The sequence below is a fragment of the Pseudomonas sp. AC211 genome (assembly GCF_979258055.1).
The window spans coordinates 4,072,900-4,096,777 of record NZ_OZ409830.1 but is presented as its reverse complement, the minus strand read 5'-3'; the positions used below and the strand labels follow the sequence as shown (position 1 = coordinate 4,096,777).

At 60.4% G+C, this 23,878-nt stretch carries 20 protein-coding genes and 1 pseudogene; 7 read left to right on the top strand and 14 right to left on the bottom strand.

Features of this window, described 5'->3' with window-relative positions:
• Window positions 1-11: 11 nt before the first annotated feature.
• Genes ubiB through ubiE form a run of 3 tightly spaced genes read right to left on the bottom strand, consistent with a single transcriptional unit; the run spans window position 12 to window position 3,018 of the window.
• A complete protein-coding gene (gene ubiB, locus ACZZZP_RS19390; RefSeq protein ID WP_122494551.1) occupies window positions 12-1,622 on the bottom strand; it encodes a ubiquinone biosynthesis regulatory protein kinase UbiB in 1,611 nt (536 codons plus the stop codon).
• Window positions 1,619-2,248 carry a ubiquinone biosynthesis accessory factor UbiJ gene (locus ACZZZP_RS19385; protein ID WP_463383794.1) on the bottom strand — a complete coding sequence of 210 codons (630 nt, stop codon included), beginning with the start codon at window positions 2,246-2,248 and terminating at the stop codon, window positions 1,619-1,621. Before ACZZZP_RS19385 ends, ubiB begins: the two co-directional genes overlap by 4 nt.
• Window positions 2,248-3,018, bottom strand: coding sequence for a bifunctional demethylmenaquinone methyltransferase/2-methoxy-6-polyprenyl-1,4-benzoquinol methylase UbiE (ubiE, locus tag ACZZZP_RS19380; protein ID WP_122494547.1), 771 nt, complete (start codon window positions 3,016-3,018; stop codon window positions 2,248-2,250). The genes ACZZZP_RS19385 and ubiE overlap by 1 nt, the downstream gene beginning before the upstream one ends.
• Window positions 3,019-3,168: 150 nt before the next feature.
• Here ubiE and ACZZZP_RS19375 point away from each other — a divergent pair, with 150 nt between their 5' ends.
• The 3 genes from ACZZZP_RS19375 (at window position 3,169) to ACZZZP_RS19365 (ending at window position 4,997) form a co-directional block, all read left to right on the top strand.
• Window positions 3,169-3,444 carry a polyhydroxyalkanoic acid system family protein gene (locus ACZZZP_RS19375; protein WP_122494545.1) on the top strand — a complete coding sequence of 92 codons (276 nt, stop codon included), beginning with the start codon at window positions 3,169-3,171 and terminating at the stop codon, window positions 3,442-3,444.
• 100 nt (window positions 3,445-3,544) lie between these two features.
• Entirely contained in the window at window positions 3,545-3,991 is a 447-nt protein-coding gene (locus tag ACZZZP_RS19370; protein ID WP_122494543.1) for a phasin family protein, read from the top strand.
• 10 nt (window positions 3,992-4,001) lie between these two features.
• Complete coding sequence (locus ACZZZP_RS19365; protein WP_463383793.1) at window positions 4,002-4,997, top strand: phasin family protein; 996 nt, start codon at window positions 4,002-4,004, stop codon at window positions 4,995-4,997.
• 85 nt (window positions 4,998-5,082) lie between these two features.
• On the opposite strand, the gene ACZZZP_RS19360 is transcribed toward ACZZZP_RS19365, so the two are convergent.
• From ACZZZP_RS19360 to ACZZZP_RS19310, 11 genes and pseudogenes are all read right to left on the bottom strand, one after another.
• Entirely contained in the window at window positions 5,083-5,697 is a 615-nt protein-coding gene (locus ACZZZP_RS19360; protein ID WP_463383792.1) for a TetR/AcrR family transcriptional regulator, read from the bottom strand.
• 75 nt (window positions 5,698-5,772) lie between these two features.
• The gene (gene phaC / locus ACZZZP_RS19355) at window positions 5,773-7,458 is read right to left on the bottom strand and encodes a class II poly(R)-hydroxyalkanoic acid synthase (protein WP_463383791.1); all 1,686 of its coding nucleotides are present in this window, start codon (window positions 7,456-7,458) and stop codon (window positions 5,773-5,775) included.
• A 200-nt stretch (window positions 7,459-7,658) separates the two neighbouring features.
• Complete coding sequence (gene phaZ, locus ACZZZP_RS19350; protein WP_122494535.1) at window positions 7,659-8,522, bottom strand: poly(3-hydroxyalkanoate) depolymerase; 864 nt, start codon at window positions 8,520-8,522, stop codon at window positions 7,659-7,661.
• 229 nt (window positions 8,523-8,751) lie between these two features.
• The gene (gene phaC / locus ACZZZP_RS19345) at window positions 8,752-10,434 is read right to left on the bottom strand and encodes a class II poly(R)-hydroxyalkanoic acid synthase (RefSeq protein WP_463383790.1); all 1,683 of its coding nucleotides are present in this window, start codon (window positions 10,432-10,434) and stop codon (window positions 8,752-8,754) included.
• 271 nt (window positions 10,435-10,705) lie between these two features.
• Window positions 10,706-11,080 carry a gamma-butyrobetaine hydroxylase family protein gene (locus ACZZZP_RS19340; protein ID WP_122494531.1) on the bottom strand — a complete coding sequence of 125 codons (375 nt, stop codon included), beginning with the start codon at window positions 11,078-11,080 and terminating at the stop codon, window positions 10,706-10,708.
• Window positions 11,081-11,198: 118 nt separating this feature from the next.
• The gene (hslU, locus tag ACZZZP_RS19335; protein ID WP_122494529.1) at window positions 11,199-12,539 is read right to left on the bottom strand and encodes an ATP-dependent protease ATPase subunit HslU; all 1,341 of its coding nucleotides are present in this window, start codon (window positions 12,537-12,539) and stop codon (window positions 11,199-11,201) included.
• A gap of 14 nt (window positions 12,540-12,553) precedes the next feature.
• The gene (gene hslV / locus ACZZZP_RS19330; RefSeq protein WP_122494527.1) at window positions 12,554-13,084 is read right to left on the bottom strand and encodes an ATP-dependent protease subunit HslV; all 531 of its coding nucleotides are present in this window, start codon (window positions 13,082-13,084) and stop codon (window positions 12,554-12,556) included.
• Between the two features lie 194 nt (window positions 13,085-13,278).
• The gene (gene gbpA / locus ACZZZP_RS19325; RefSeq protein ID WP_463383789.1) at window positions 13,279-14,805 is read right to left on the bottom strand and encodes an N-acetylglucosamine-binding protein GbpA; all 1,527 of its coding nucleotides are present in this window, start codon (window positions 14,803-14,805) and stop codon (window positions 13,279-13,281) included.
• A 162-nt stretch (window positions 14,806-14,967) separates the two neighbouring features.
• The gene (locus ACZZZP_RS19320) at window positions 14,968-15,579 is read right to left on the bottom strand and encodes an SPOR domain-containing protein (protein ID WP_463383788.1); all 612 of its coding nucleotides are present in this window, start codon (window positions 15,577-15,579) and stop codon (window positions 14,968-14,970) included.
• Between the two features lie 69 nt (window positions 15,580-15,648).
• Entirely contained in the window at window positions 15,649-17,388 is a 1,740-nt protein-coding gene (gene argS / locus ACZZZP_RS19315; protein ID WP_463383787.1) for an arginine--tRNA ligase, read from the bottom strand.
• Window positions 17,389-17,561: 173 nt separating this feature from the next.
• A pseudogene (locus ACZZZP_RS19310) lies at window positions 17,562-19,780 on the bottom strand (primosomal protein N').
• Between the two features lie 158 nt (window positions 19,781-19,938).
• On the opposite strand from ACZZZP_RS19310, the gene rpmE reads away from it, so the two are divergent.
• The 4 genes from rpmE (at window position 19,939) to ACZZZP_RS19290 (ending at window position 23,785) form a co-directional block, all read left to right on the top strand.
• Entirely contained in the window at window positions 19,939-20,154 is a 216-nt protein-coding gene (gene rpmE / locus ACZZZP_RS19305; RefSeq protein WP_122452315.1) for a 50S ribosomal protein L31, read from the top strand.
• A gap of 26 nt (window positions 20,155-20,180) precedes the next feature.
• On the top strand, window positions 20,181-20,981 hold the full coding sequence (locus tag ACZZZP_RS19300) for a thermonuclease family protein (protein ID WP_463383785.1): 801 nt from the start codon (window positions 20,181-20,183) through the stop codon (window positions 20,979-20,981).
• A 2-nt stretch (window positions 20,982-20,983) separates the two neighbouring features.
• On the top strand, window positions 20,984-22,414 hold the full coding sequence (locus tag ACZZZP_RS19295; protein WP_463384753.1) for a M48 family metalloprotease: 1,431 nt from the start codon (window positions 20,984-20,986) through the stop codon (window positions 22,412-22,414).
• A gap of 102 nt (window positions 22,415-22,516) precedes the next feature.
• Complete coding sequence (locus tag ACZZZP_RS19290) at window positions 22,517-23,785, top strand: malic enzyme-like NAD(P)-binding protein (protein WP_122494513.1); 1,269 nt, start codon at window positions 22,517-22,519, stop codon at window positions 23,783-23,785.
• Window positions 23,786-23,878 lie beyond the last annotated feature (93 nt).

Here is a 23,878-nt window from a genome sequence, read left to right as displayed (position 1 = left end):
GCCGCTACTGGCTATCGGCGCAAAATCAGGTACAGCCCGCTCGCGGCCATCAGCCAGGCCGGCCAGGTGGTCGCTGCCGTCAGGCTCGCGGCTGCCAACGCCAGGGTAATGCCGCCGCCCAACAGGGCGGTGCCCAGCAAGCGCAGCGTCCATTTATCACCGCCGCCCGGCTGCTGTTGCATGGGCGGGTTATACAGATGCGGCTGCGCCATGCGTTCGAGCAACTCGCGGGTCATGTGTGCCAAGTGCGGCACTTGTTCGACTTGCGATTGCAGGTTCTGCAGCAGGTTTTTCGGGCTCACGCGCTCGCGCATCCAGCGTTCCAAGTACGGTTGGGCGGTGGCCCACAGGTCCAGGTCCGGATACAGCTGACGACCCAAGCCTTCAATGTTCAGCAAGGTTTTTTGCAGCAGCACCAGTTGCGGCTGAATCTCCATGTTGAAGCGCCGCGCCGTCTGGAACAGGCGCATCAGCAGCAAGCCGAAGGAGATGTCTTTCAGCGGCCGCTCGAAAATCGGTTCGCACACAGTACGGATCGCCGCTTCGAAGTCGTTCACTTTGGTTTCTGCAGGCACCCAACCGGAGTCGATGTGCAACTGGGCGACCTTGCGGTAGTCCCGCTTGAAAAAGGCCACGAGGTTGCGCGCCAGGTAGTCCTGATCTTCCGGGGTCAGGCTACCGATGATGCCGCAGTCGATAGCGATGTACTGCGGGCTCCACGGCGTGCGGGTGCTGACGAAGATATTGCCGGGGTGCATGTCGGCGTGGAAGAAGCTGTCGCGAAACACCTGGGTGAAGAAGATTTCCACGCCGCGCTCGGCCAGCACTTTCAGGTCGGTGCGCTGGTCGGCGAGGGTGGCGAGGTCGGTGACCTGCACGCCGTAGATGCGCTCCATCACCAGCACTTGCGGGCGGCACCAGTCCCAATACACCTGCGGCACGTATAGCAGCGGCGAACCTTCGAAGTTGCGGCGCAGCTGGCTGGCGTTGGCCGCCTCGCGCAGCAGATCGAGTTCGTCGTAGATGGTTTTTTCGTAGTCGCTGACCACTTCCACCGGGTGCAGGCGGCGCGCTTCGCCAGACACACGCTCGGCCAGTTTGGCCAGCAAAAACAGCCAGGCAATGTCGGCGCGGATCACTGGTTTCAAACCGGGGCGAACCACTTTCACCACCACTTCTTCACCACTGCGCAGTTGCGCAGCGTGCACCTGGGCCACCGAAGCGGAAGCCAGTGGCTGGGTGTCGAAACGGGCGAACACGTCGCCGACCTTGGCGCCCAGCTGCGCTTCAATCAGCGCCACCGAATGCGCCGGGTCGAAGGGCGGCACCTGGTCTTGCAGGAACGCCAGCTCGTCGGCCATGTCCAGCGGCAGCAGGTCGCGGCGCGTGGACAGTAGCTGGCCGAATTTAATAAAGATCGGCCCCAGATCCTGAAGCGCCAGGCGTACGCGTTCGCCCCGGCTCAGCGCCAGCTTGCGACGCGGCAGCCAACGCCACGGCAGAAAGTAGCTGACGCTGCGCAGCCACCATGGCAGCGGCAGCTCAAGAATCAGATCATCGAGACGGTAGCGAATGACCACGCGCTGGATGCGCAACAAACGGCGGACGGCAAGCAGCTTCATTCGGGTTCGCTAGGTTTGGAGTTGAGGGTCAGGGCCAGGCGCTCGACGCGGGCGTCGAGCCGATCAAGGGCAAGCTTGAGGTCATCCAGCTCGGCAAAACGCGCTTGTGCTTCGTTCTCACCGACCAGGGTGCGCGACTCTTCGCTGAGGTAATCCGCCACGTTCTGGCGCAGGCTGTCGAGGTTCTGACTGGTCCAGCGCGCGCGGCTTTTCAAATGACTGCTGAGCAACTGGCTGCCTATCGGCCCGAGCCAGCGGCCAATTTCGTATTCCCAGTCCAATTCGAGGTCTTGCAGCACGCCGGCCAGGTCGAGCAGCACGGCGCTGTCGCCATCCAACTCAACCTCGGGGCTGTGCAACACAGCGGTTTTGTCGTTGCTGACGCCCAACCGCACCAAGCTACTGGCCGGCGCGCGCAGGCGGCAGGCGATGTCGCCTTCCCACTGCGAAGCCAGACGCAGACCGGCACCGTCGGCCAGCACGAATGCCTTCACGGCCGGCGAGCTGCATTCCACGGCGATCACTTTACCGGCCAGGTGCGCGAGACGCGGCAAGGCGGTCGCGTCGAGGCGCAGCACGCGGTTGATGCCGGTCTCGGCCGCAGCCAGAAGCGCCTGGGTCAACATCAGGGTTTGATACCGCGGTGCAAGGCGACGATGCCGCCGGTCATGTTGTGGTACGTGGCGCGCTCGAAACCGGCCTCGATCATCATGGCTTTCAGGGTTTCTTGATCCGGGTGCATGCGGATCGATTCGGCCAGGTAGCGGTAGCTTTCCGAATCGTTGGTGATCAGCTTGCCCATCAGCGGCAGCAGGCTGAACGAGTAGGCGTCGTAGGCCTTGGACAGCAGATTGCTGGTGGGTTTGGAGAATTCCAGAATCAGCAAGCGGCCGCCCGGTTTGAGCACGCGCAGCATGGAGCGGATCGCTTCATCTTTATGGGTGACGTTGCGCAAGCCAAAGGCGATGGTCACGCAGTCGAAGTGGTTGTCCGGGAACGGCAGCTTTTCCGCGTCGGCCTGTACGAACTGCACATTGTTGGCCACGCCGCTGTCGAGCAGTTTGTCGCGGCCCACCTTGAGCATCGAGGCGTTGATGTCGGCCAGGACCACTTCACCGGTGGGGCCGACCAGGCGGGAAAACTGACGGGTCAGATCGCCCGTGCCGCCGGCGATATCCAGCACCCGATTGCCCGTGCGCACGCCCGAAAGCTCGATGGTGAAGCGCTTCCAGAGACGGTGAACGCCTCCGGACATGAGGTCGTTCATCAAGTCATATTTGGCGGCTACAGAGTGGAAAACCTCGGCGACTTTGTCGGCCTTTTGGCTTTCCGGCACGCTTTGGTAGCCGAAGTGGGTAGTCGGTTCGGCATCACTGCCTTTGCGCGGATCGTTCATATGCGGTCACCGGAAGAAAGTGCCGGCCATTCTAATCGCGGTCACCGGCTTTGTCTTGGCAAGGCGTGCGGTGGCGGTTACGGGGCGACTGCCCTTGGCGTGGCGCTCGCGTTATAGTCGCGCGACTTTTGGTCGCATGAGTTATCAACTATGGCCCGCATTACCGTCGAACGTTCACACACTCTTGGCACGCAAGGCGCGCGCGCCAAAGCCGAGGCGCTGGCCGAGCGCCTGGCCGAAGAGTATTCGGTGCGTTATCAGTGGAAGGGCGACGTGTTGGAATTCAAACGCAGTGGCGCTGACGGCACCATTGAAGTGGGCGAAGACAACGTGCGCGTCGAACTCAAGTTGGGCCTGCTGTTATCGGCCATGAGCGGCACGATAAAACGCGAAATTGAAAAAGGCTTGGACGAGTCCCTTAGTTGAGCCCGCGCATACCTAGTATGTGAATTCTAATTTTCCCGGCTAATTTCGGTGCAGGCCTGCAAAGAGCAGGCGGTTTTTTCCTTCTTTTGTGAGGTGCACCATGGCCAAAGTTGCAGCTAAAAAAGTCGTCGTAAAAAAAGACGAAATCCAAGCGTCCCTGCTGACCGATGTTAAACATTACAGCCGCCAAATTTGGCTGGCCGGTTTGGGTGCCTACGCCAAGGTTGGCAAAGAAGGTGCGGGCTATATCAAAGGCCTGGTTAGCGAAGGCGAAGGCATCGAACGACAAGGCAAAAAACTGGTCACAACGCAGGTCGAAGCGGCGAATAGCCAGCTCGACTCGGTTAAACAATCAGTCAGCAGCAATGTCTCCAGCGTTAAAAGCAAAGTTGAAGTGCAGTTCGACAAAATCGAAAAACTTTTCGATCGTCGGGTCGCCAGCGCGTTAAATCGTGTGGGTATCCCTTCGCGCCAGGATGTTGATGCGCTCTCTGCTAAGCTGGACGTGCTGAATGCGTTGGTTGCACGTGTCGCTAAGACTCAATAAGGAGAGCGGGATGGTTGCTAAAAAGAAAGTCGAAAAACAAAGCAGCTCGTGGGTTGGCGAAGTTGAAAAATACTCGCGCCAAATCTGGCTGGCTGGGTTGGGCGCCTATTCGAAAATCAGCAAGGACGGCACCAAGCTGTTCGACACGCTGGTAACCGATGGCGAGAAAGCTGAAAAGTTGGCCAAGACCGAAGTCGAGAAGCAAGTTGGCGCCGTGAAAACGTCCGCTAAAACATCTGCCAAGTCGGCTAAATCCAAGGTCGATGAAGTTCGCGGCCTGGCGATTGGTAAATGGGGCGAGTTGGAAGAAGCCTTCGACAAACGTCTGAACAGTGCCATTTCGCGTCTCGGCGTTCCGAGCCGGAATGAAGTGAAAGACCTGAACAGCAAAGTTGATGTGTTGACCAAACAGCTGGAAAAACTGACTGGCATTTCTGCCAAAACAGTGGCCGCTAAACCAGCACCGAAAGCCGCTGCCAAACCCGCCGCTAAACCGGCTGCCAAGGCCGCTGCGAAACCTGCAGCCAAGCCCGCAGCAAAAGCGGCGGCCAAACCGGCAGCCAAGCCAGCAGCAAAAGCCGCCGCTAAACCGGCTGCCAAAGCTGCCGCAAAACCAGCGGCCAAGCCTTTGGTTAAAGCCGCTGCTAAACCGGCTGCTAAATCAGCCGCCAAAGCCGCCACCAAGCCAGCCGCAAAACCGGCCGCCAAGCCGGCTGTTAAAGCCGCTGCCAAACCGGCTGCTAAACCTGCAGCGAAAGCCGCCGCCAAGCCCGCTGCAAAACCAGCCGCCAAGCCAGCCGCGAAACCCGCTGCCGCTAAACCGGCTGCCAAGCCTGCGGTAAAACCTGCACCGAAGCCGGCCGCTGCCAAGCCTGCTGCTCCGAAGCCGGCGGCTGCTGCTGCCAAACCGGCGACACCCGCACCAACGCCAGCGCCAGCAGCTACCGCTGCAACCACGCCGGCTGCAACGCCAGTTGCACCGACGACGCCAAGCACGTCGTCCTGAGTGGATGTGCGGTAAATGAAAAACCCGGCCAGATGGCCGGGTTTTTTTATGGGCAATTCAAATTAAACAGGTTCGCAGCTGATGGTCACGCTTGCAGGTAGCGCTGCGCCAATAGTTCAGCCGTGCCGCGCGAGTCTTCGCGCAGATGCGGCGTCACCAGCATCATCACCTGAAACACTACCAACCGAAGCTCGCCGACGTTACCCAGAATGCGTTGGTAATCGAGGGAGAACAGCAGCGTCAGGGTGATTTGCTCGACCAGCAAACCCAACGCCTGAGTGTTGCTGGTGACATGCCCGTCGGCTTTCAAACCGGCCAGTAATGCCGCCAGGGTGCGCTTCAGCGAGTTGAGCCACAGGCGAATACCGCGAGCCAGTTTCGGCAGGCGGCCGGCCAGATTGGAGAGGTCCTGGAACAGGAAACGGTAATGCGCCAGGCGCTCGACGATCAGGTGCAGGAACAGCCAATAATCTTCCACGTTCAACCGCGCACCGGCCGGAGGGTCGAGCAGCGGCGCCATGTCGGTTTCGAAGCGTTCGAACAGCTCCATTATCAGCGGCTCTTTGCCGTGGAAGTGGTAGTAGAGATTGCCCGGGCTGATTTCCAGCTCGTTAGCAATTTCCAGGGTGGAGACGTTGGGTTCGCCCTGCTGGTTGAATAACGCCAGGGCACATTCGAGGATTCGGTCGCGGGTTTTCATCCATTCTTCTTATGTCAGACGATCCATTGGCCGACGTTAACTGGCCAGACGCCGCCTGGCCAGTGTTGTTGCGGTTTACACCTCGTGCACGTAGGTGCCGGGTGCGGCTTGCATGGGTGGGTAGTTCTGGTTGCCGATGGCCAGCAGCGTTTCACGCTGTTCTCCGGAGCGCGCTTGAATCCACTCCATCCAGACCGGCCACCAACTGCCGGTGTGCTGCTTGGCGTCGTAATACCAGGCGCGCGGGTCGGAGGTGAGCTTGGCGTTCTCGAAGAAGTTGGCTTTCGGGTTGCCAGGCGGATTAAGGATGCTCTGGATGTGGCCGCTGTTGGACAGAATAAAGCGCCGGTCGCCGCCCATGAGCAGGGTGGAGCGATACACCGCGTCCCACGGCGTGATGTGGTCGTTGATGCCGGCCACGCTAAAACTGTCGACGTTTACTTTTTGCAGGTCGATGGGCGTGCCGCACACTTCCATGGCGCCGGGGCGGGTCAGTGGGTTGTGTTTGAAGAAGTCCAACAAGTCGCCATGAAACGCTGCCGGCAGACGGGTGTTGTCGTTGTTCCAGTAGAGGATGTCGAACGCCGGCGGCTGTTTGCCGAGCAGGTAGTTGTTGACCCAGTAATTCCAGATCAGGTCGTTGGGGCGCATCCAGGCGAACACGCGCGCCATGTCGCGACCGTCCAGCACACCGTTTTGGTAAGAGCGGCGCTTGGCGGCTTCGAGGGTTTTCTCGTCGGCGAACAGCATCGCCGGGCTTTCGATCTGACTGTCGAGCAGACTCACCAGGTAGCTGGCGCTGCTGACCCGACGCAGTTGCCGTTTGGCCAATAGGTGGCCTTGCATCGCCGCGATGGTCAGGCCGCCAGCGCAGGCGCCGATCAGGTTGACGTCTTTGCTGCCGGTGATGGCGCGGGCCACATCGGTGGCCGCCTCCAGCGCTTGTACGTAACTCGACAAGCCCCATTCCCGGTGACGTGCATCGGGGTTGCGCCAGCTCACCATGAACACTTGCAGGCCGTTCTTCAGGCAGTACTGGACGAAGCTCTTTTCCGGGCTGAGGTCGAAGATGTAGAACTTGTTGATTTGCGGCGGCACGATCACCAGCGGTTTGGCGAACTGCTTTTCGCTCATGGGTTTGTACTGGATCAGCTCCAGCATCTCGTTGCGAAACACCACGCTGCCCGGCGTGGTGGCCAGGTTGCGGCCCACTTCAAACGCCGTTTTGTTCACTTGCCGGGGCAGACCGCTGTTGTGTAGCAGGTCGTCATAGAGGTGGCGCACGCCTTTGAACAAGCTGGTGCCGCCGCTGTTGAGCAGTTCTTTGATGGCCAGCGGGTTGAGCACGCTGTTGGAGGGCGACATGGCATCGCCGAGCAAGTTGGCGATAAACCTGGCGCGGGTGCGGTCGTCGGCGGGCAGGTCGCTTTCCTCGATCCAGCGGTGCAGTTGCTGCTGCCAGGCGAGATACGCTTGCAAGCTGCGGCGGTAGAACGGGTTGAGTTGCCAGGTGGGATCGGCAAAGCGCACGTCGTTGGGGTTGGGTTTGTGCAGCGTGTCGCCGATCAGCACGCGGCCTAATTGCCCGCCCAGCGCCAAGGCATGCTTGGCGCTGTACACCGGCCGGCGCAGGCCTTGCAGCGCCACGGTGCGCATGGTGCTGAGCAGGTCGCGCCCGCGCAAACCCATGACGGCGTTCTGCGCGTTCATTGCATTGGCCGGTGCCGTCGTCACCGGGGTGGTCACAGATTTGTCTCGCATGGGGCAACACTCCGTCGTCAAACCAGCAAGGGACTCAACGTCAATTGGTACAGAGCAAGGCTTGTACCAAGGCGCGCCGGAGGTGCATTCCAGACAACCGCGCAAAGAACAGCAGGTGGGGCGCCCAGCGCCCTATTGGGTCAGGCGCGCACTGCTCGAACTGATTCAGTGCGCACCGCTGGGCTGCTTGTTGTTATGGGTCAGTGATCGCGAGCCGGCGAAGGTGTCGGCTGTGGGTGCATCACCGCACGTTGGCGTTCCTCTTGTAAGAATTTCATGATGATCGGCGCGACCGCTTCTGCCCGGGTAATGAGGAAGAGGTGGCCGTCGTCGATCACATGCAGTTCCGAATTCGGAATTCTCCAGGCTAGCAGACGCATGTTGATCAGGGGGATCAACGGGTCGTCATCGCCCGCTAGCACCAGGGTCGGTTGGGTGATTTTGTGCAGCCAGTGCACGCTGGTCCAACCCATGCCGGCGAACAATTGCCAGTAGTAACCAAGCTTGCCGGAAGAGCGCACTTTGCTGGCATGGGCCATGGCCAGATTAGGGTCGCGGCGGAAGGCGCCGCCGTAAATATCGGGGGCAATCTGCACGCCGTAAGACGGCTGCACGTAGCGACGCGGACTGGCCATGCGCCACAGCACCTTCGGCTTGCCCGGCACCATCACGGCGCCGGCCGAGGTGGCGGCCAACACCAGTTTTTTGCAGCGCTCGGGGTAGTCATGAGCGAACTGCTGGGCCAGCGCGCCGCCCCACGACACGCCGATGGCGTTGACCTGACCGATGTCCAGGTAGTCGAGCATGCGCGCCGCCAGTTTGGCCAAGCCAGGAAAGCGGTAAGGCCGATTGGGCGTCGACGAACCGCCTACGCCCGGTACGTCGAAGGCGATGACTTCGAGGTCAGGGTCCAGGGCGGCAACGAAGGGAAACACCAATTCGAGGTTGGCGCCGATGCCATTGAAGATCAGCAACGGCGTCAGGTGCGGCTTACCCGGTCGGACCGCCGTGCGAATGGTTTGCCCATCGAGATCGATGGTGCGGAAAACAAATGGTAACGGCATGCGCTAGCCCTATGGGTGACCCTACGAAGCTCTGGCGGCGCCGTCCCGCGCGCCTGTCCAGAATAACGAAACCGGCATCCGTGCTGGCTTCGTGTCCACTGCAGGCGCGTAGCACGTCAGCAGTGGGCGGCACATCCGGGTGCCGCGGGCAGTGTATGCAGTCAATCGGTTGGTAAAACCGCTCAGCCGTTCGAGCATCGGCCGCGCGTATTGCAAACAACGCTCGCCCTTACCGCTCGTGAACATACGTGCCGGGCGATGCTTCGCCTGGCGTGTACTGTTTGTTGCCCAGAACCAGCGGCGCCTTTTTCAGTTTGCCGGAGCGATCGGCCAGCCATTTCTGCCAGTGCAGCCACCAGGAATCGGTGTGCTTGGTGGCGTCTTCTTGCCAGGCTTTGGGGCAGTCCGGCAGGTCGCCTTCGCTGGTGGAGAAGCGCGCTTTCGGGTTGCCCGGCGGGTTGAGAATGCTTTGGATATGGCCGCTGTTGGACAGCACAAATTCGATCTTGCCGCCAAACAGGCGCGCCGAGCGGTAGCAGGCTTCCCACGGCGTGATGTGGTCGTTGGTGCCGGCGAGACTGAAGATGTCCGCGGTGACTTTCTTCAGGTCGATGGGCGTGCCGCACACTTCCAGCGCGTCGGCGCGGGTCAGCGGGTTGGTTTTGAACAGTTCGATCAGGTCGCCGTGGAAGGCGGCCGGCAAGCGCGTGGTGTCGTTGTTCCAATACAGAATGTCGAACACCGGTGGTTCGTTGCCGAGCAGGTAGTTGTTGACCCAGTAATTCCAGATCAGGTCGTTGGGGCGCATCCAGGCGAACACCTTGGCCATGTCGCTGCCTTCCAGCACGCCGGCTTGATACGAGCGACGCTTGGCGGCTTCCAGGGTTTGTTCGTTAACGAACAGCGCCACCTGGGTGTCGAGTTTGGTGTCGAGCACGCTGACCAACAGGGTCAGGGCATTGACCTTCTTCTCCCCAATGGCCTGATAGTGGCCGAGCAGGGCGGCAGTGGTAATGCCGCCGGAGCAGGCGCCGAGCATGTTGACGTCTTTGGCGCCGGTGATCGAAAGGATGACCTCGATGGCTTCTTTCAGCGCTTCGATATAGGTCGACAGGCCCCATTCACGCTGAGCCTTGGTCGGGTTGCGCCAGCTGACGATAAACGTCTGCACGCCGTTGCGCAGGCAGAAGCGCGCCAGGCTTTTTTCCTGCGACAGGTCGAATACATAGAACTTGTTGATTTGCGGCGGCACCACCAGCAGCGGACGTTCGTGCACCTGCTCGGTGGTGGGCTTGTACTGGATCAGCTCCAGCAGGTTGTTGCGAAACACCACTGAGCCTTCGCTGAGGGCCAGGTTTTTGCCGACCTCGAAGGCGTCCATGTTGACCTGGCTCGGCATGCCGCCGTTGTTGACCAAGTCTTTGGCCAGGTGGCCGAGGCCGTCTAGCAAACTCTTGCCGCCGGTTTCGAAGAAGCGTTTGAGCGCGGCCGGGTTGGCCATGCTGTTGCTGGGCGCCATGGCTTCGGTGAGCAGATTGATCACGAAGTGGCCCCGGCTGATGTCGGTCTCTGACAAGTTGCTGTGCTCGACCCAGCTGTGCAGTTCTTTGCGCCAGGCCAGGTAGCTTTGCAGGTAGCGCTTGTACAGAGGGTTTTGACTCCAGGCAGGATCGGCGAAACGTTTGTCGCCGGCGTCGGCGTCCAGTTCAGAGCTGCCGAGCAGGACGTTTTTCAATTCGATGCCCAGGTGGGCGATGTGCTTGGCACTGTGCAGCGGTTGTTTGTAAGCCTGTGCGAGGATCATGCGGGCAGAAGCGAGAATGTCTTTGCCGCGCAGGCCAATGACAGGATTGAGCCCTAGGGTGTTGTCCGAGGCCTGGCGTTGCAGGTCTTCATTATTTTTGTTGCTCATCAACGACGCTCCATTGTCCTGAGGCTGATACCGGCATGCTGCTGTGCACGGACACAGGGCGTTAGCGCCTAGTACTGCTCGGGTTACCGGGGGCGGAGCTAGCTCCGCTTCATTCATTGCATCTGACACAGTCAAATGCACGGAACCTGCCAGGTAATTGGTTACCCGAGTTTCAGCGTTTGCGCAAGCAGGCCAGTCACTTGGCCAAGCGCGTAGGGGAGTATGCCGAGGGGGTTTAGAAAGTTCGCCCTAACCTGTCGGAAGGGTCGGATTAGAGCATCAGCTTGACCACGGACACCGCCGGGTCACGCGACTTTCCAGCGCGTGCGAGCTCTTGAAGATAATCAGCCCAAAGTTCTTCCTGACGTTGCGCCAGTTGCTCCAGGTAGTCCCAGGTGAACAATCCGCTGTCATGCCCGTCGTCGAAGCACAACTTTAGTGCGTACTGCCCAGCCGGTTCGATACGGCTTAAGCCGACGCCTAATTTGCCAACCTGCAGAATCGGTTTGCCATGGCCCTGCACCTCGGCCGAGGGCGAATGCACGCGCAGAAATTCGGCGGGCAGGGTGTAGGTTTCGTGGTCGCCGTATTTCAGCGTGAGGGTTTTTGAGGCCTTGTGCAGCTCGATGGCGGTGGGAATACGCATGGTGCTGCTCGCTTGGAAAACAGGATGTTGAATCGTAGGAGCCAGCTTGCTGGCGAACCCTGGAAACGAGGTTTTCAGGGTTCGCCAGCAAGCTGGCTCCTACAAAAAGAAGACCGCGTTAGAGAATATAGCGCGACAGATCTTCGTCTTGCGCCAACTCGCCGAGGTGGCTGTTGACGTACTCGGCGTCGATGCTGATGGCGTTGCCGTCCTGGCTGCTAGCCAGGTCACCCGCGCTGAACGACACCTCTTCCAGCAAACGCTCAAGCAGCGTGTGCAAGCGACGCGCGCCGATGTTTTCGGTCTTCTCGTTTACCTGCCAGGCGATTTCGGCCAGACGCTTGATACCGTCCGGGGCGAAGTTGATGGTCAGGCCTTCGGTCAGTAGCAGCTCGCGGTATTGCTCGGTGAGCGAGGCGTGCGGCTCGGTGAGAATGCGCTCGAAGTCATTCGGCGTCAGGGCCTTCAACTCAACGCGAATTGGCAAGCGGCCTTGTAGCTCCGGCACCAAATCGCTTGGCTTACTCAGGTGGAACGCACCCGAGGCGATGAACAAGATGTGGTCGGTTTTGACCATGCCCAGTTTGGTGTTCACCGTGCAGCCTTCGATCAGCGGCAGCAAGTCGCGCTGCACACCTTCGCGGGACACATCGGCACCGCCGACATTGCCGCGCTTGGCCACTTTGTCGATTTCATCGATAAACACGATGCCGTGCTGTTCGACGGCTTCCAGCGCCTGAGCTTTCAATTCCTCTTCGTTGACCAGGCGCGCCGCTTCTTCGTCGCGCACCAGCTTGAGTGCCTCTTTCACCTTGAGCTTGCGGGCTTTCTTTTTGCCCTTGCCCATATTGGAGAACAGGCTTTGCAGCTGGTTGGTCATTTCTTCCATGCCGGGCGGGGCCATGATTTCCACGCCGCCTGGCGCGTCGGCCACTTCGATCTCGATGTCTTTGTCGTCCAGTTGTCCTTCACGCAAACGCTTGCGGAACAGCTGGCGGGTGTTGGAATCGTTGCTCGGGGTCTGGTCTTCGTTAAAACCAACGCGGGCCGGCGGCAGCAACGCATCAAGGATGCGTTCCTCGGCGGCGTCTTCCGCGCGGTGACGGACTTTGACCATCTCCTGCTCGCGGAGCATTTTGATTGCCGCGTCTGCGAGGTCACGGATGATCGATTCCACGTCACGACCGACGTAGCCGACTTCGGTGAATTTGGTCGCTTCCACTTTCAGAAATGGCGCGTTGGCCAGTTTGGCCAGGCGGCGGGCGATCTCGGTTTTGCCGACGCCGGTCGGGCCGATCATCAGAATATTCTTGGGCGTTACTTCAGCACGCAATTCGGCAGGCAGTTGCATGCGGCGCCAGCGGTTGCGCAGCGCGATGGCTACGGCACGCTTGGCTTCGTCCTGGCCGATGATGTGACGGCTCAGTTCGTGAACAATTTCGCGGGGCGTCATGGGCATGGAATGGTCGGGCCTCAGACAGCGAGGTCCAGCTCCTCGATAGTCAGATTGTGATTGGTGAACACGCAGATATCGCCGGCGATACCCAATGCAGTTTCGGCCACTTCGCGGGCACTGAGTTCACTGTGCATCAGCAGCGCGCGGGCGGCGGCCTGGGCGTAAGGCCCGCCGGAACCCATGGCAATCAGGCCGTCTTCGGGTTCAACGACGTCACCGTTGCCGGTGATGATCAACGAGGCGTCTTTGTTCGCCACAGCGAGCATGGCTTCCAGGCGGCTGAGGGAGCGGTCGGTACGCCATTCTTTGGCCAACTCGACGGCCGCACGAACCAGGTGACCCTGGTGTTTTTCCAGTTGCCCTTCGAAGCGCTCGAACAGGGTGAAGGCGTCGGCGGTGGCGCCGGCGAAACCGGCAATTACCTGGCCGTGGTACAGGCGACGGACTTTTTTCGCATTGCCTTTCATCACGGTGTTGCCGAGAGAAACCTGGCCGTCGCCGCCCATAACGACTTTGCCGTGGCGACGAACTGAAACGATGGTGGTCAAGGGGAAAGTCTCCACGCTGGGGGCGAAAGTGCCCTAGTGGAAACTCATATGGGGGAGGGTGCCGGGCATTTCAACCGCTGCCGGGCAATGGGGTGGGATCAACGTTTACGTCAGTGTGTGTCAGGGTGGCGACGCTTAAGAAACAGCGAGGCAAGCGCCTCGCTGTTTCAACCGAACGCTAGTGACTCGTCAGGTCAGTCGCGGGTCCAGGCCATCTGCCAGTGCGAACCGGTGCCCGGCTCGTATTGGGTTGCGCTGGTGCTCCACTGCACGCAGTAGCCGCTGTAGGGGAACGGCTTGCAGACGTAAGTGTCGCCGTCGCGGCCCAACACTGTGGTGCCGGCCTTGTAGCTCTTCAGGCCATTGGGGAACACGTAGTCATGGGCGCTGACGCTTGGCGCGTCGATGGTGAAGCGGTGAGTTTTCTGCAGCGGCTCGCCTTGTTCCGGCTTCGCCACCACCACCAGGTCGTAGCTGCCGCCCGCCGGGTTATCCAAGGTGAACATCAGGTGTGGCGAGGTCACGCCCGCAGCGCTCTGTTGATACGCCACGCTTTCCCCTGCGGCGTTGAAGATAGTGGCGCTGACGGTGTACGCGCCGCCTTGGGTGAGAGCGTTGAAATGCAGCTGTGCTTTGCCGCCTTCGACCCGGTAGGTGTCTTGCAGGCCGTTTAGCTCGAGGCTACCCGCGGTGATGGGTGCGCCTTGAATCTTCTGGATTTCGACCCGCACGACATCGCTGTCGGCCTTGCTGTACACGCTGTTTTGCCCGTAGTTAGGCACCACTTCGTTGCGCGTGTTGAGCTCGCCCATCAAGTAACCGGCGTTAGCTTTCGCCACCTTTTGCGCCAGCAGGAACGGCCAGATGTTGGCTTGGGCCTGATCGACCGTTTCGATGGTCAGCGAGGTTTGGCGGTCGGCTTGTTCGCCTTGGGCAGTGAACACGCGGGTTTTTACTGTGTCGCCCACTTGCAGGGCTTGCGGCTGCACGGTGCCGATATTTCTCCAGGCAGCGGCCGGTATGGTTACTGGCGGTGTGGCTGTACCTGGAGCGCTGGCGCCGGTACCGCTGATGTTGACGTCGATGACTTGGTAGAACGTGGCGGCGGTGTCGGCAATTTTCCACGTGGCCAAGATGACGTGGTAGCCACTGTGGTCGTTCGGAATATTCACCGTATGGTCGCTGCTGTCGCCGTTTGCGGGGCGCGCACCGTAGGCGTCTTCATGCAGCAGCGGCGTCAGTTCGAATGAGTCACGCGTCAGCGGTTGGTTGGGATTCCAGTCTTTCTTGGTGATGTAGAACTGGTAGTACGAGGTGGCGTGGCCTGCGGTGTAGTGCCATTTGAAGGTGTTCGGGCCGGGCTTGATCGGGTTCTTTGCCCAGCGCGTAGCGGATTGCTCGTTCAACTGACCGAACGCCGCCATGCCAGCAGCGGCGATGGTTTCGTTGGCCGGGCCGCACTGAGTGAAGTCGCCGGCACAGTAAGCGCCGTTGAAGTGATGGTTGACCGAGGGGCCGTACTCCAGGCTTTGAGGTTCGTATGCCACGTTGCCGCAGTTGCTGTTCAGGTTGCCGGCCGAGGCGGTGCACAGAACGGCACGCGATTTAGGTTGTTCCACATAACCGTGGGCCGATACCTGCTGAGCCGTAAGCCCGGCCAGACTCATCGCAGCTAGAAGTGGCAGATGACGTAAAGGCGAAGGAGGGGATGACTTATGCATACGAAGCGACCTTTTCATAGGAGAGGACGCTCGGGCGAATAGGGCGGTGGCGTAGCTTTTTCACGCTTGGCCCGAGCGGCATCGACTATGCCGCTCGGGGGTATGGCGCCTATGTAGGAAGCTGCCCAATGGCATTGGGGCAACTTTGCGGCGCGTGGTGGCTTAACGTCCTTGTCGCTGTTGCAGCAGCAAGTTGCTGAAGCCGCTGCCGGCCAGCTTCTTCTGCGCGGCCGTGAGTTGCTCACGGTTGCTAAACGGACCCACCAGCACGCGGTACCAGGTCTCTTCGCGCACCATGCCCGACTCCACCTGAACGTCCTGCCCCAGCAGAATGATCTGCGCGCGCACTTTGTCGGCGTCGTCTTGCTTGCGGAAGGAACCGGCCTGCAAGAAATACTGCGTCACGGCCGCTTTCACTGCAGTGGGCAACGGCGGTGGGGTTTCACCCTTGAGTGCTGCTTCCGCGCGCGCGGCGTCGGCTTTGGCCAGCTCGGCCGGCGTGGCAGGCGGCGGCGTTTTTTCCGGCACAGCTTCCGGGGGCACGATGACTTCCGACTCGGGCAGCAAGGTATAGAAATCGTACTTGGGCTTGACCGGACCGCTGGGCGTCTGCGTGTTGGGGTTCGCCGGCGTTTTCGGCACCACGGTGGTTTTGGTGTTTTTGTCGTCCGGCTTGTCGCGCTGGATTTCTTTGCGCCCCGGTTCAAGCTTCATCAACAGCACAATGAATGCGCCGATGGCCAAGCCGCACGCCAGCCAGATCCAGCCCGGCACGGGACGTTTTGCAGGCGCTTGATAGCGGCTTGCGCCGCGCTTGGGTGCAGGTTTTTCTTAGCCGCCAACTTACATACGCTCCAGAGTTTCCAGGCCCAGCAGTTCCAGACCCTGCTTGAGGGTGCGACCCGTTAGGGCCGCCAGGCGCAGGCGGCTTTGTTGGGTAGCCGGGTCTTCGGCAGCAAGAATTGGGCAGTGTTCATAGAAACTGGAGAACAGGCCGGCGAGCTCGTAGAGGTAGGTGCACAAGGTATGCGGCGTACCTTTCTCGGCCACGTTGCTCAACACTTCAGCGAACTGCGCGAGCTTGGCGGCAAGGTCTTGCTCTTGTGCGGCGTCCAGACGGATCTGGCCTTCCACTTCGTCGTAGCCCTTGCCGAGCTTGCGGAAAACGCTCGCCACGCGGGTGTAGGCGTACAGCAAGTAAGGCGCCGTATTGCCTTCAAAACTGAGCATCTGTTCGAAGTTGAAGCTGTAGTCGCTGGTGCGGTGTTTGCTCAGGTCGGCATATTTCACCGAGCCGATGCCCACTACACGGGCAATGGTGCGCAATTCGTCTTCGCTAACGTCCGGGTTCTTTTCTTTAACCAGCGTATAGGCCCGCTCCTGCGCTTCGTCGAGCAGGTCGATCAGCTTGACGGTGCCGCCATCGCGGGTTTTGAACGGTTTGCCATCGGCGCCGTTCATGGTGCCAAAACCCATGTGCTCAAGTTGCATGCCGGGATGCACGAAGCCGGCGCGGCGCGCCACTTCGAATACCTGCTGGAAATGCAGCGCCTGGCGCTGGTCGACGAAATACAGCACGCGATCAGCCTTCAACACCTGGCTGCGGTAGCGCATGGCGGCCAGGTCTGTGGTGGCATAGAGGTAACCACCGCCAGCCTTTTGCACGATCACCGGCAGCGGGTTGCCTTCGGCGTTTTTGAACTCATCAAGGAACACGCATTGTGCGCCGTTGCTTTCGACCAGCAGGCCGGCGCTTTTCAAGTCGGCTACTACGTTGGCCAGGTCGCCGTTATAGGCGCTCTCGCCTTTTACGTCGGCGGGGGTGAGTTTCACGTTGAGGCGGTCGTAGGCTTTCTGGCAATGAGCCAGGGAGATGGCGTTAAAGCTGTGCCACAGGCGCATGCACTCCGGTTCACCGGCTTGCAGCTGTACCACGAGCTCACGGGCGCGGTCAGCGAATTCTGGGGATTCATCGAAGCGCTGCTTGGCCGCGCGATAAAATCCCTCGAGGTCTGACAATTCTGTTTCGCTGGTCGCCGGATTTTCCTGCAGGTAGGCCAGCAGCATGCCGAACTGGGTGCCCCAATCGCCCACATGGTTTTGGCGAATGACGGTGTCGCCAAGGAACTCCAGCACCCGCGACACGCCGTCGCCAATGATGGTGGAGCGCAGGTGGCCGACGTGCATTTCTTTCGCCAGGTTGGGCGATGACAAGTCGACCACCACGCGCTGGGCAGGACTGCCTTTGCGCACCGCAAGTTTGGCATCGGCCAGGGCCAGCTCAAGGCGTTCGGCGAGGGCCTGGGTGTCTTGGTAGAAATTCAGGAAGCCGGGGCCGGCGATTTCGACCTTGCGGATTTGCGGGTCGGCGGGCAGTGCAGCGATGATTTTTTCAGCCAGGTCGCGCGGCTTCATGGCAGCCGGTTTCGCCAACATCATGGCGATGTTGCTGGCGAAATCGCCGTGGCTTTTGTCTTTGGTGTTCTCGACCTGGATCACTGGCGTCAGGCCTTCGGGCAGTACGCCGTCGCTGACGAGGCGGGTGAGGGCTTGCTGGATCAGCTGGCGAATGGTGTCTTTCATGGTCTGCTCGTGCGGCCATCGGGGCGCCAGGGCGCCGGGAAGCGGGTGGAAAATGGGCCATTATCCGTGGCGATGACGGCATTGCCAACCGCACCGGTCATCGGTGGGCCTGCGATGGGGACTGACAGGGTGTACGAAAAACGCATCGAACCGCCGGTTTTGCTTACGCCTGGCTAAAACAGATCGATCGGATCAACGTCCAGCGACCACCGAACGGCTCGGCCGCTGGGCATTTTTTCCAGCGCCGTCAGCCAGTAGTTGAGCAGCTTGTGCAGCGGCGCACGGGCGTTGGCTTGCACCAGCAATTGAGCACGGTAGCGGCCGGCACGACGTTCCATGGGAGCCGGCACCGGGCCGAGCAGTTCGATACAGGTGAGGGTCAGCTCACCCAACAGGTGTTCTGCTTCGGTACAGGCCTCGTCCAGGAAACCCTCGGCTTGGCCGGGTTTGTGTGCTTCGGCGCGCAGCAATGCCAGATGACAGAACGGCGGCAGGCCCGCCGCGCGGCGCTCGCTCAGGGCTTGCTCGGCAAAGGCGAAATAACCTTGCTCGGTCAGTTGCACCAGCAGTGGGTGATCGGCGAGATGGGTTTGGATAATCACTTTGCCGGGCTCTTCCGCCCGGCCGGCGCGGCCAGCCACCTGCACAATCAACTGCGCCATGCGCTCGCTGGCGCGGAAGTCGGCGGAGAACAGGCCGCCGTCGGCATCCAGAATGGAAACCAGCGTGACCCTCGGGAAGTGGTGCCCCTTGGCCAGCATCTGCGTGCCGATGAGGATGCACGGCTCGCCTTTATTAATGGTGTTAAACAGGTTCTGCATGGCGTCTTTGCGCGAGGTGCTTTCGCGGTCGACGCGCAGCACCGGCACATCGGGGAACAAGGTAGCGAGGCGATCTTCAGCGCGCTCGGTACCGGCGCCGACCGGGCGCAGATCCACTTGTGCACACTTCGGGCAATTGCTGGGCTGACGCTCGACGTGGCCGCAGTGGTGGCAACGCAGTTCGCGCGAGCGCTGATGCACCGTCATGCGCGCATCGCAGCGGGGGCATTCCGACAGCCAGCCACAGTCGTGGCACAACAACGTAGGGGCAAAACCGCGACGGTTGAGGAACACCAGCACCTGTTGGCCTGCCGCCAGGGTTTGACCGATGGCTTGCTGCATGGGGCCGGAGATGCCGCTATCGAGCGGCCGGCTTTTTATATCCAGGCGCAAGAAACGCGGTTGCTGAGCGCCGCCGGCGCGCTGGTTCAGTCGCAGCAGGCCATAGCGGCCGGCGTGGGCGTTTTGCAAACTTTCGAGGAAGGCGTAGCCGAGCCCAGCACAATCGGAATGTTTTCCTGTCGGGCTCGCACCAGCGCCAGGTCGCGCGCGTGGTAACGCAAGCCCTCCTGCTGCTTATAAGAGGCGTCGTGCTCTTCATCAATGATGATCAGGCCTGGTTTTTTCATCGGCGTGAACAGCGCGGAGCGCGTACCGATAATGATGTCCGCCTCACCGTCGCGCGCGGCGAGCCAGGCGTCCAGGCGCTCGCGGTCGTTGACGGCCGAGTGCAGCAAGGCGATGCGCGCATTGAAGCGACGCTCGAAGCGCGCCAGGGTCTGTGGGCCCAGGTTGATTTCAGGAATCAGCACCAGCGCCTGCTTGCCGGCCTCGAGCGTTTCTCGGATCAGTTGCAAATACACTTCGGTTTTGCCACTGCCGGTTACGCCCGCCAGCAAAAACGCATTGAAGGTATCGAAACCGCTGCGGATGGCCTCGGTGGCGGCGCGCTGTTCCGGATTGAGCGGCAGTTCGGGTTGGGCAAGCCAATTGCCGTGGCGCTCGACGGCGGCATGGCGGCGAGCCTCAACGGTCACAAGGCCTTTCTCGCGCAGGAGCTCGAGGCTGTCTTTGTTGAGCTGCAGCTGACTGAGCAACCGATGCGCTACACCATGGGGATGCTGCGCGATGATTTTCAGGGCGTCGCGCTGGCGCGGGGCGCGGGCGAGGCGCGGGTCGTCCTGGGACGCTCCTTCGGTGACCTGCCAAAAGCGTTCCTGCCGCGCTTCGGCCGGTTCGCCTTGGCGCAACAATGTGGGCAGTGCCCAGCTAAAGGTGTCGCCAAGGCTGTGCTGGTAATACTGAGCGGTCCACAGGCACAGCTTGAAGAACGCGGGCGGCACGGGCGACTGCGCATCGATGAGCGCGATGGCGGGCTTGAGCTTGTCGGCCGGCACATCGCTGTGGTCGCTGAGCTCGACCAAGATGCCGATTATTTCCCGTTTTCCAAACGGCACTCGCAGCCGCATGCCCGGCTGCAAGTCGCTGCCTGACACGCCATTGGGCGGCAGATAGTCGAACAGGCGACGCAGGGGAGAGGGCAGGGCGAGGCGCAAAATGACGGCGGGCACGCGGTTATGTCCTGAAAAACGAGGCGCGATCTTAGCATGCACATGGCTGACGATCGGTCTTGCGTCAGCGCCGCACTCTGATAAGATGCGCGGCCTAATTCCGTGCGGTACTCGACAATAGTGTTGGGTGGCGGCGCGATAGACCTGAGGAATACACCATGAAAGCTGATATCCATCCAGTATACGAAGCCGTAACCGCTACCTGCAGCTGCGGTAACGTGATCGAAACTCGCTCCACCCTGGCCAAGCCGCTGAGCCTGGACGTGTGCAACGAGTGCCACCCGTTCTACACCGGCAAGCAGAAAGTGCTGGATGTTGGCGGCCGTGTTGATCGCTTCAAGCAGCGTTTCGGTGTGTTCGGCTCCAAGGCCTAATTGGTCTTGTTGCTTCGGAGGGCCTGATGGGCTTTTCGATGTTGTTGAAAAAGGCGTCCCTTGTGGGCGCCTTTTTCGTTTCTGCGATTTATCTATCCCCCGTTGCTGCGTTTTGCTCGGCGCCTGAGGGATTGCCCATCGTCGCGGTGCAGAGAGTGGTCGATGGCGACACGCTGCGTTTGGCCGACGGACGCAGCGTGCGTCTGATCGGCATTAATGCGCCGGAAGTTGCCCACAATCGCCGCCCCGCTGAGCCATTTGCCGAGCAGGCCAAGCGGCGGCTTCAGGCGTTGGTTTCGGAAAATTCTGGACGCGTGGCTGTGCAGGTCGGACAGCAAGCGAAAGACCGTTACGGTCGCACGCTCGCCCATGTTTACAACGCCCGCGGGCAAAACATCGAAGCGCAGCTGCTAGCGGAAGGGCTGGGCTTGCAGGTCGCGATTGCGCCGAATGTGGCGTTACTCGCGTGCCAGCAAGCGGCAGAGCGTCAGGCCCGTTCCGCACGACTTGGGGTTTGGCAGCAATCGCTGATGCTTACCGCAGAGCAGCTCAGCGCCAGCGGCTTCGCCTTGATTCACGGCAAGGTCGTCAAGGTTGAGCAGAATCGAGGCGGAATCTGGTTGCAAATGGATGGCCCGCTGGTCGTCCATGTCGCCGAAAAGGCGCTCCCGACGTTCGAGCTAAAAACGCTACGCTCATTGCAAGGGCGACGGGTTGAAGTGCGAGGCTGGGTCATTGATCGTGCGCGCCGTGGTAATCAGCAGTCAGGCCAGGCGCGCTGGATGTTGCCCCTGACCCATCCGGGAATGTTGGAGGTTCTGCCATGAGAATGCGGTTGTTTGGCCTGCTGACGCTGCTCATGTTGCTGCAGGGCTGCGCGCAGAATCCGGCTACCGGCGAGAGCAATTTCGTGATGATGAGCGAGCGCCAAGAGCTTGAGCTCGGCCAAAGCTATAGCCAGGAAATTGCTAAGCAATACCCGCGTTACCCCGACGAGAAATTGCAGGCTTACGTTCAGCAAGTGGGTGAGCGCGTGGCCAAGCACAGCCACCGCAGCAACCTGACGTACCACTTCACCGTGATCGATAGTTCAGACATCAATGCGTTCGCGTTGCCCGGCGGCTACATCTACATCCATCGCGGCTTGCTGGCGTACCTGAGTTCTGAGGCTGAACTGGCGGCGGTGCTCGGCCATGAGGTTGGTCATGTCACGGCGCGCCACAGCGTGCAGCAGCAAAGCCAGTCGCAAGCCTGGGGCATTCTCGGCCAGGCGGTGGCGATAGGCACAGGCGTGGGCGCGGCGGCAGATGTCACCAGCGCGTTGGGTTCGGCGTTCGTGCGCGGCTACGGGCGTGATATGGAGCTACAGGCCGACGGGCTCGGCGCGCAATACCTTGCCCGCGCCGGCTATGACCCGCAGGCGATGATCGAGGTGGTTGAGGTGTTGAAAAGCCAGGACGACTACGCCCGCGACGAGGCCAGAAAAGCCGGGAAAGCGGAGCCAACGTCGAGCTACCACGGCGTGTTTGATACCCATCCCGGCAATGACCAGCGCCTTCAACAAGTGGTCGGTCCGGCCCGCGCGTTGGCGTCCGGCCAGCAAGAGGTGGGGCGCGACGTCTTCATGCAGCACCTCGATGGGCTGCCCTACGGCGATTCTGAATCAACCGGCATTCGTCGCGGCCAGCAGTTCTACCATGCAGAACTGGATTTCACGTTCAGCGCGCCGCAGCGCTGGCAGTTGATCAATCGCCCCGATGCGGTAATTGCCACCACTCCCGAGCAGGACGCGTTTATTGCCGTGGTGTTGGAGAAGACCAAGCCGGGGCAAACGCCCCAGCAGTTCATCCGTTCGAAAGTTTCGGGAAGCCTCGCCGAGGAGCGCGAGTTGCAGCAAGCCGGGTTGCAGGGGCACACCGCAATTATTCCGGGGCGACCGGCCAAGCGTGTGGCTGTCATCTACAAAGGCGACTCGGCGTACGTCTTTATTGCGAGCGTTAAAGCGCCGGCCTCGTTGCAAACCGAAGACGAAAATTTCCTAAAAGTGATCAATAGTTTTCGACCTCTTAGGGCGGACGAGCGTAAGCTAGCGCAACCTCTCCGGCTGCAACTGGTGCGTGCCACAAGCGCGCAAACCATGACCAAGCTAGCTCAGGGCAGTACGCTGCCCGGTGACGCCGAGTCCCGTCTGCGCCTACTCAATCATCTATACCCAAGTGGCGAGCCCCGTCCTGGGGATTGGCTTAAAGTCGTACGTTAGAGCGCTTGACAGACGTGACTGATCAGTCTTGTTCGGGTTCTGCATCTTGCGTATCCTCGCTGCCTTGTCTGATTAACAGCATAAAAATGCGGAAATGCCACCATGTCTGATCTGAAAACTGCCGCTCTTGAGTACCACGCCCATCCACGTCCGGGAAAGCTGAGTGTCGAGCTGACCAAGCCCACTTCTACCGCACGTGACCTTTCTTTGGCGTACAGCCCGGGTGTGGCCGAGCCGGTACGGGAAATTGCCCGTGACCCGGAGCTGGCCTACAAGTACACCGGCAAAGGCAACTTGGTTGCAGTAATTTCCGATGGCACCGCCATCCTCGGTCTGGGCGACCTCGGCCCGCTGGCATCCAAGCCAGTAATGGAAGGTAAGGGTGTGTTGTTCAAGCGTTTCGCCGGCATCGACGTGTTCGATATCGAAGTCGATTCGGAAAGCCCGCAAGCCTTCATCGATACCGTTAAGCGCATCTCCATCACCTTCGGTGGTATCAACCTCGAAGACATCAAAGCACCTGAGTGCTTTGAAATTGAACGCGCGTTGATTGAGCAATGCGACATTCCGGTTTTCCACGATGACCAGCACGGCACCGCGATCGTAACGGCTGCCGGCATGCTCAATGCGTTGGAAATTGTTGGCAAAACCCTGTCCGATGCCAAGATCGTTTGCCTGGGCGCTGGCGCTGCCGCCATTTCGTGCATGAAGCTGCTGGTCAGCATGGGCGCCAAGATCGAAAACATCTTTATGGTCGACCGCAAAGGTGTGATTCACGCCGGTCGCGACGACCTGAACCAGTACAAAGCAGTGTTCGCTCACGAAACCCCGAAACGCTCGCTGTCGGACGCGTTGGACGGTGCAGATGTGTTCGTGGGCTTGTCGGGCGCCAATCTGCTGACTGCCGAAAACCTGAAGCGCATGGCGGCGGACCCTATCGTGTTCGCCTGCTCCAATCCTGACCCTGAGATCTCGCCGGAGCTGGCGCACGCCACCCGTGACGACGTGATCATGGCGACCGGTCGTTCGGATTACCCGAACCAGGTGAACAACGTGTTGGGCTTCCCGTTCATTTTCCGTGGCGCACTCGACGTTCGTGCGACCCGCATTAACGAAGAGATGAAAATCGCTGCCGCGGTTGCCTTGCGCGAGTTGGCCAAACTGCCGGTGCCCAAGGAAGTATGTGATGCGTACGGTGGCGTTGAGCTGTCGTTCGGTCGCCAGTACATCATTCCAAAGCCGATGGACGCGCGCTTGATCACGGTTGTTGCTGATGCTGTGGCCAAGGCTGCGATTGAAAGCGGTGTGGCAACGCTGCCATATCCGAAGCACTACCCGCTGACTTCGGTTGAAGACGTGTTTAACGGCTAACCGCAGTGACCCAATAAAAAGCCCCGCTAAGTGCGGGGCTTTTTTATTGGGCTGTGCATCAGCATTAAGGCGAGGCTACCTGCCTTGCATTTG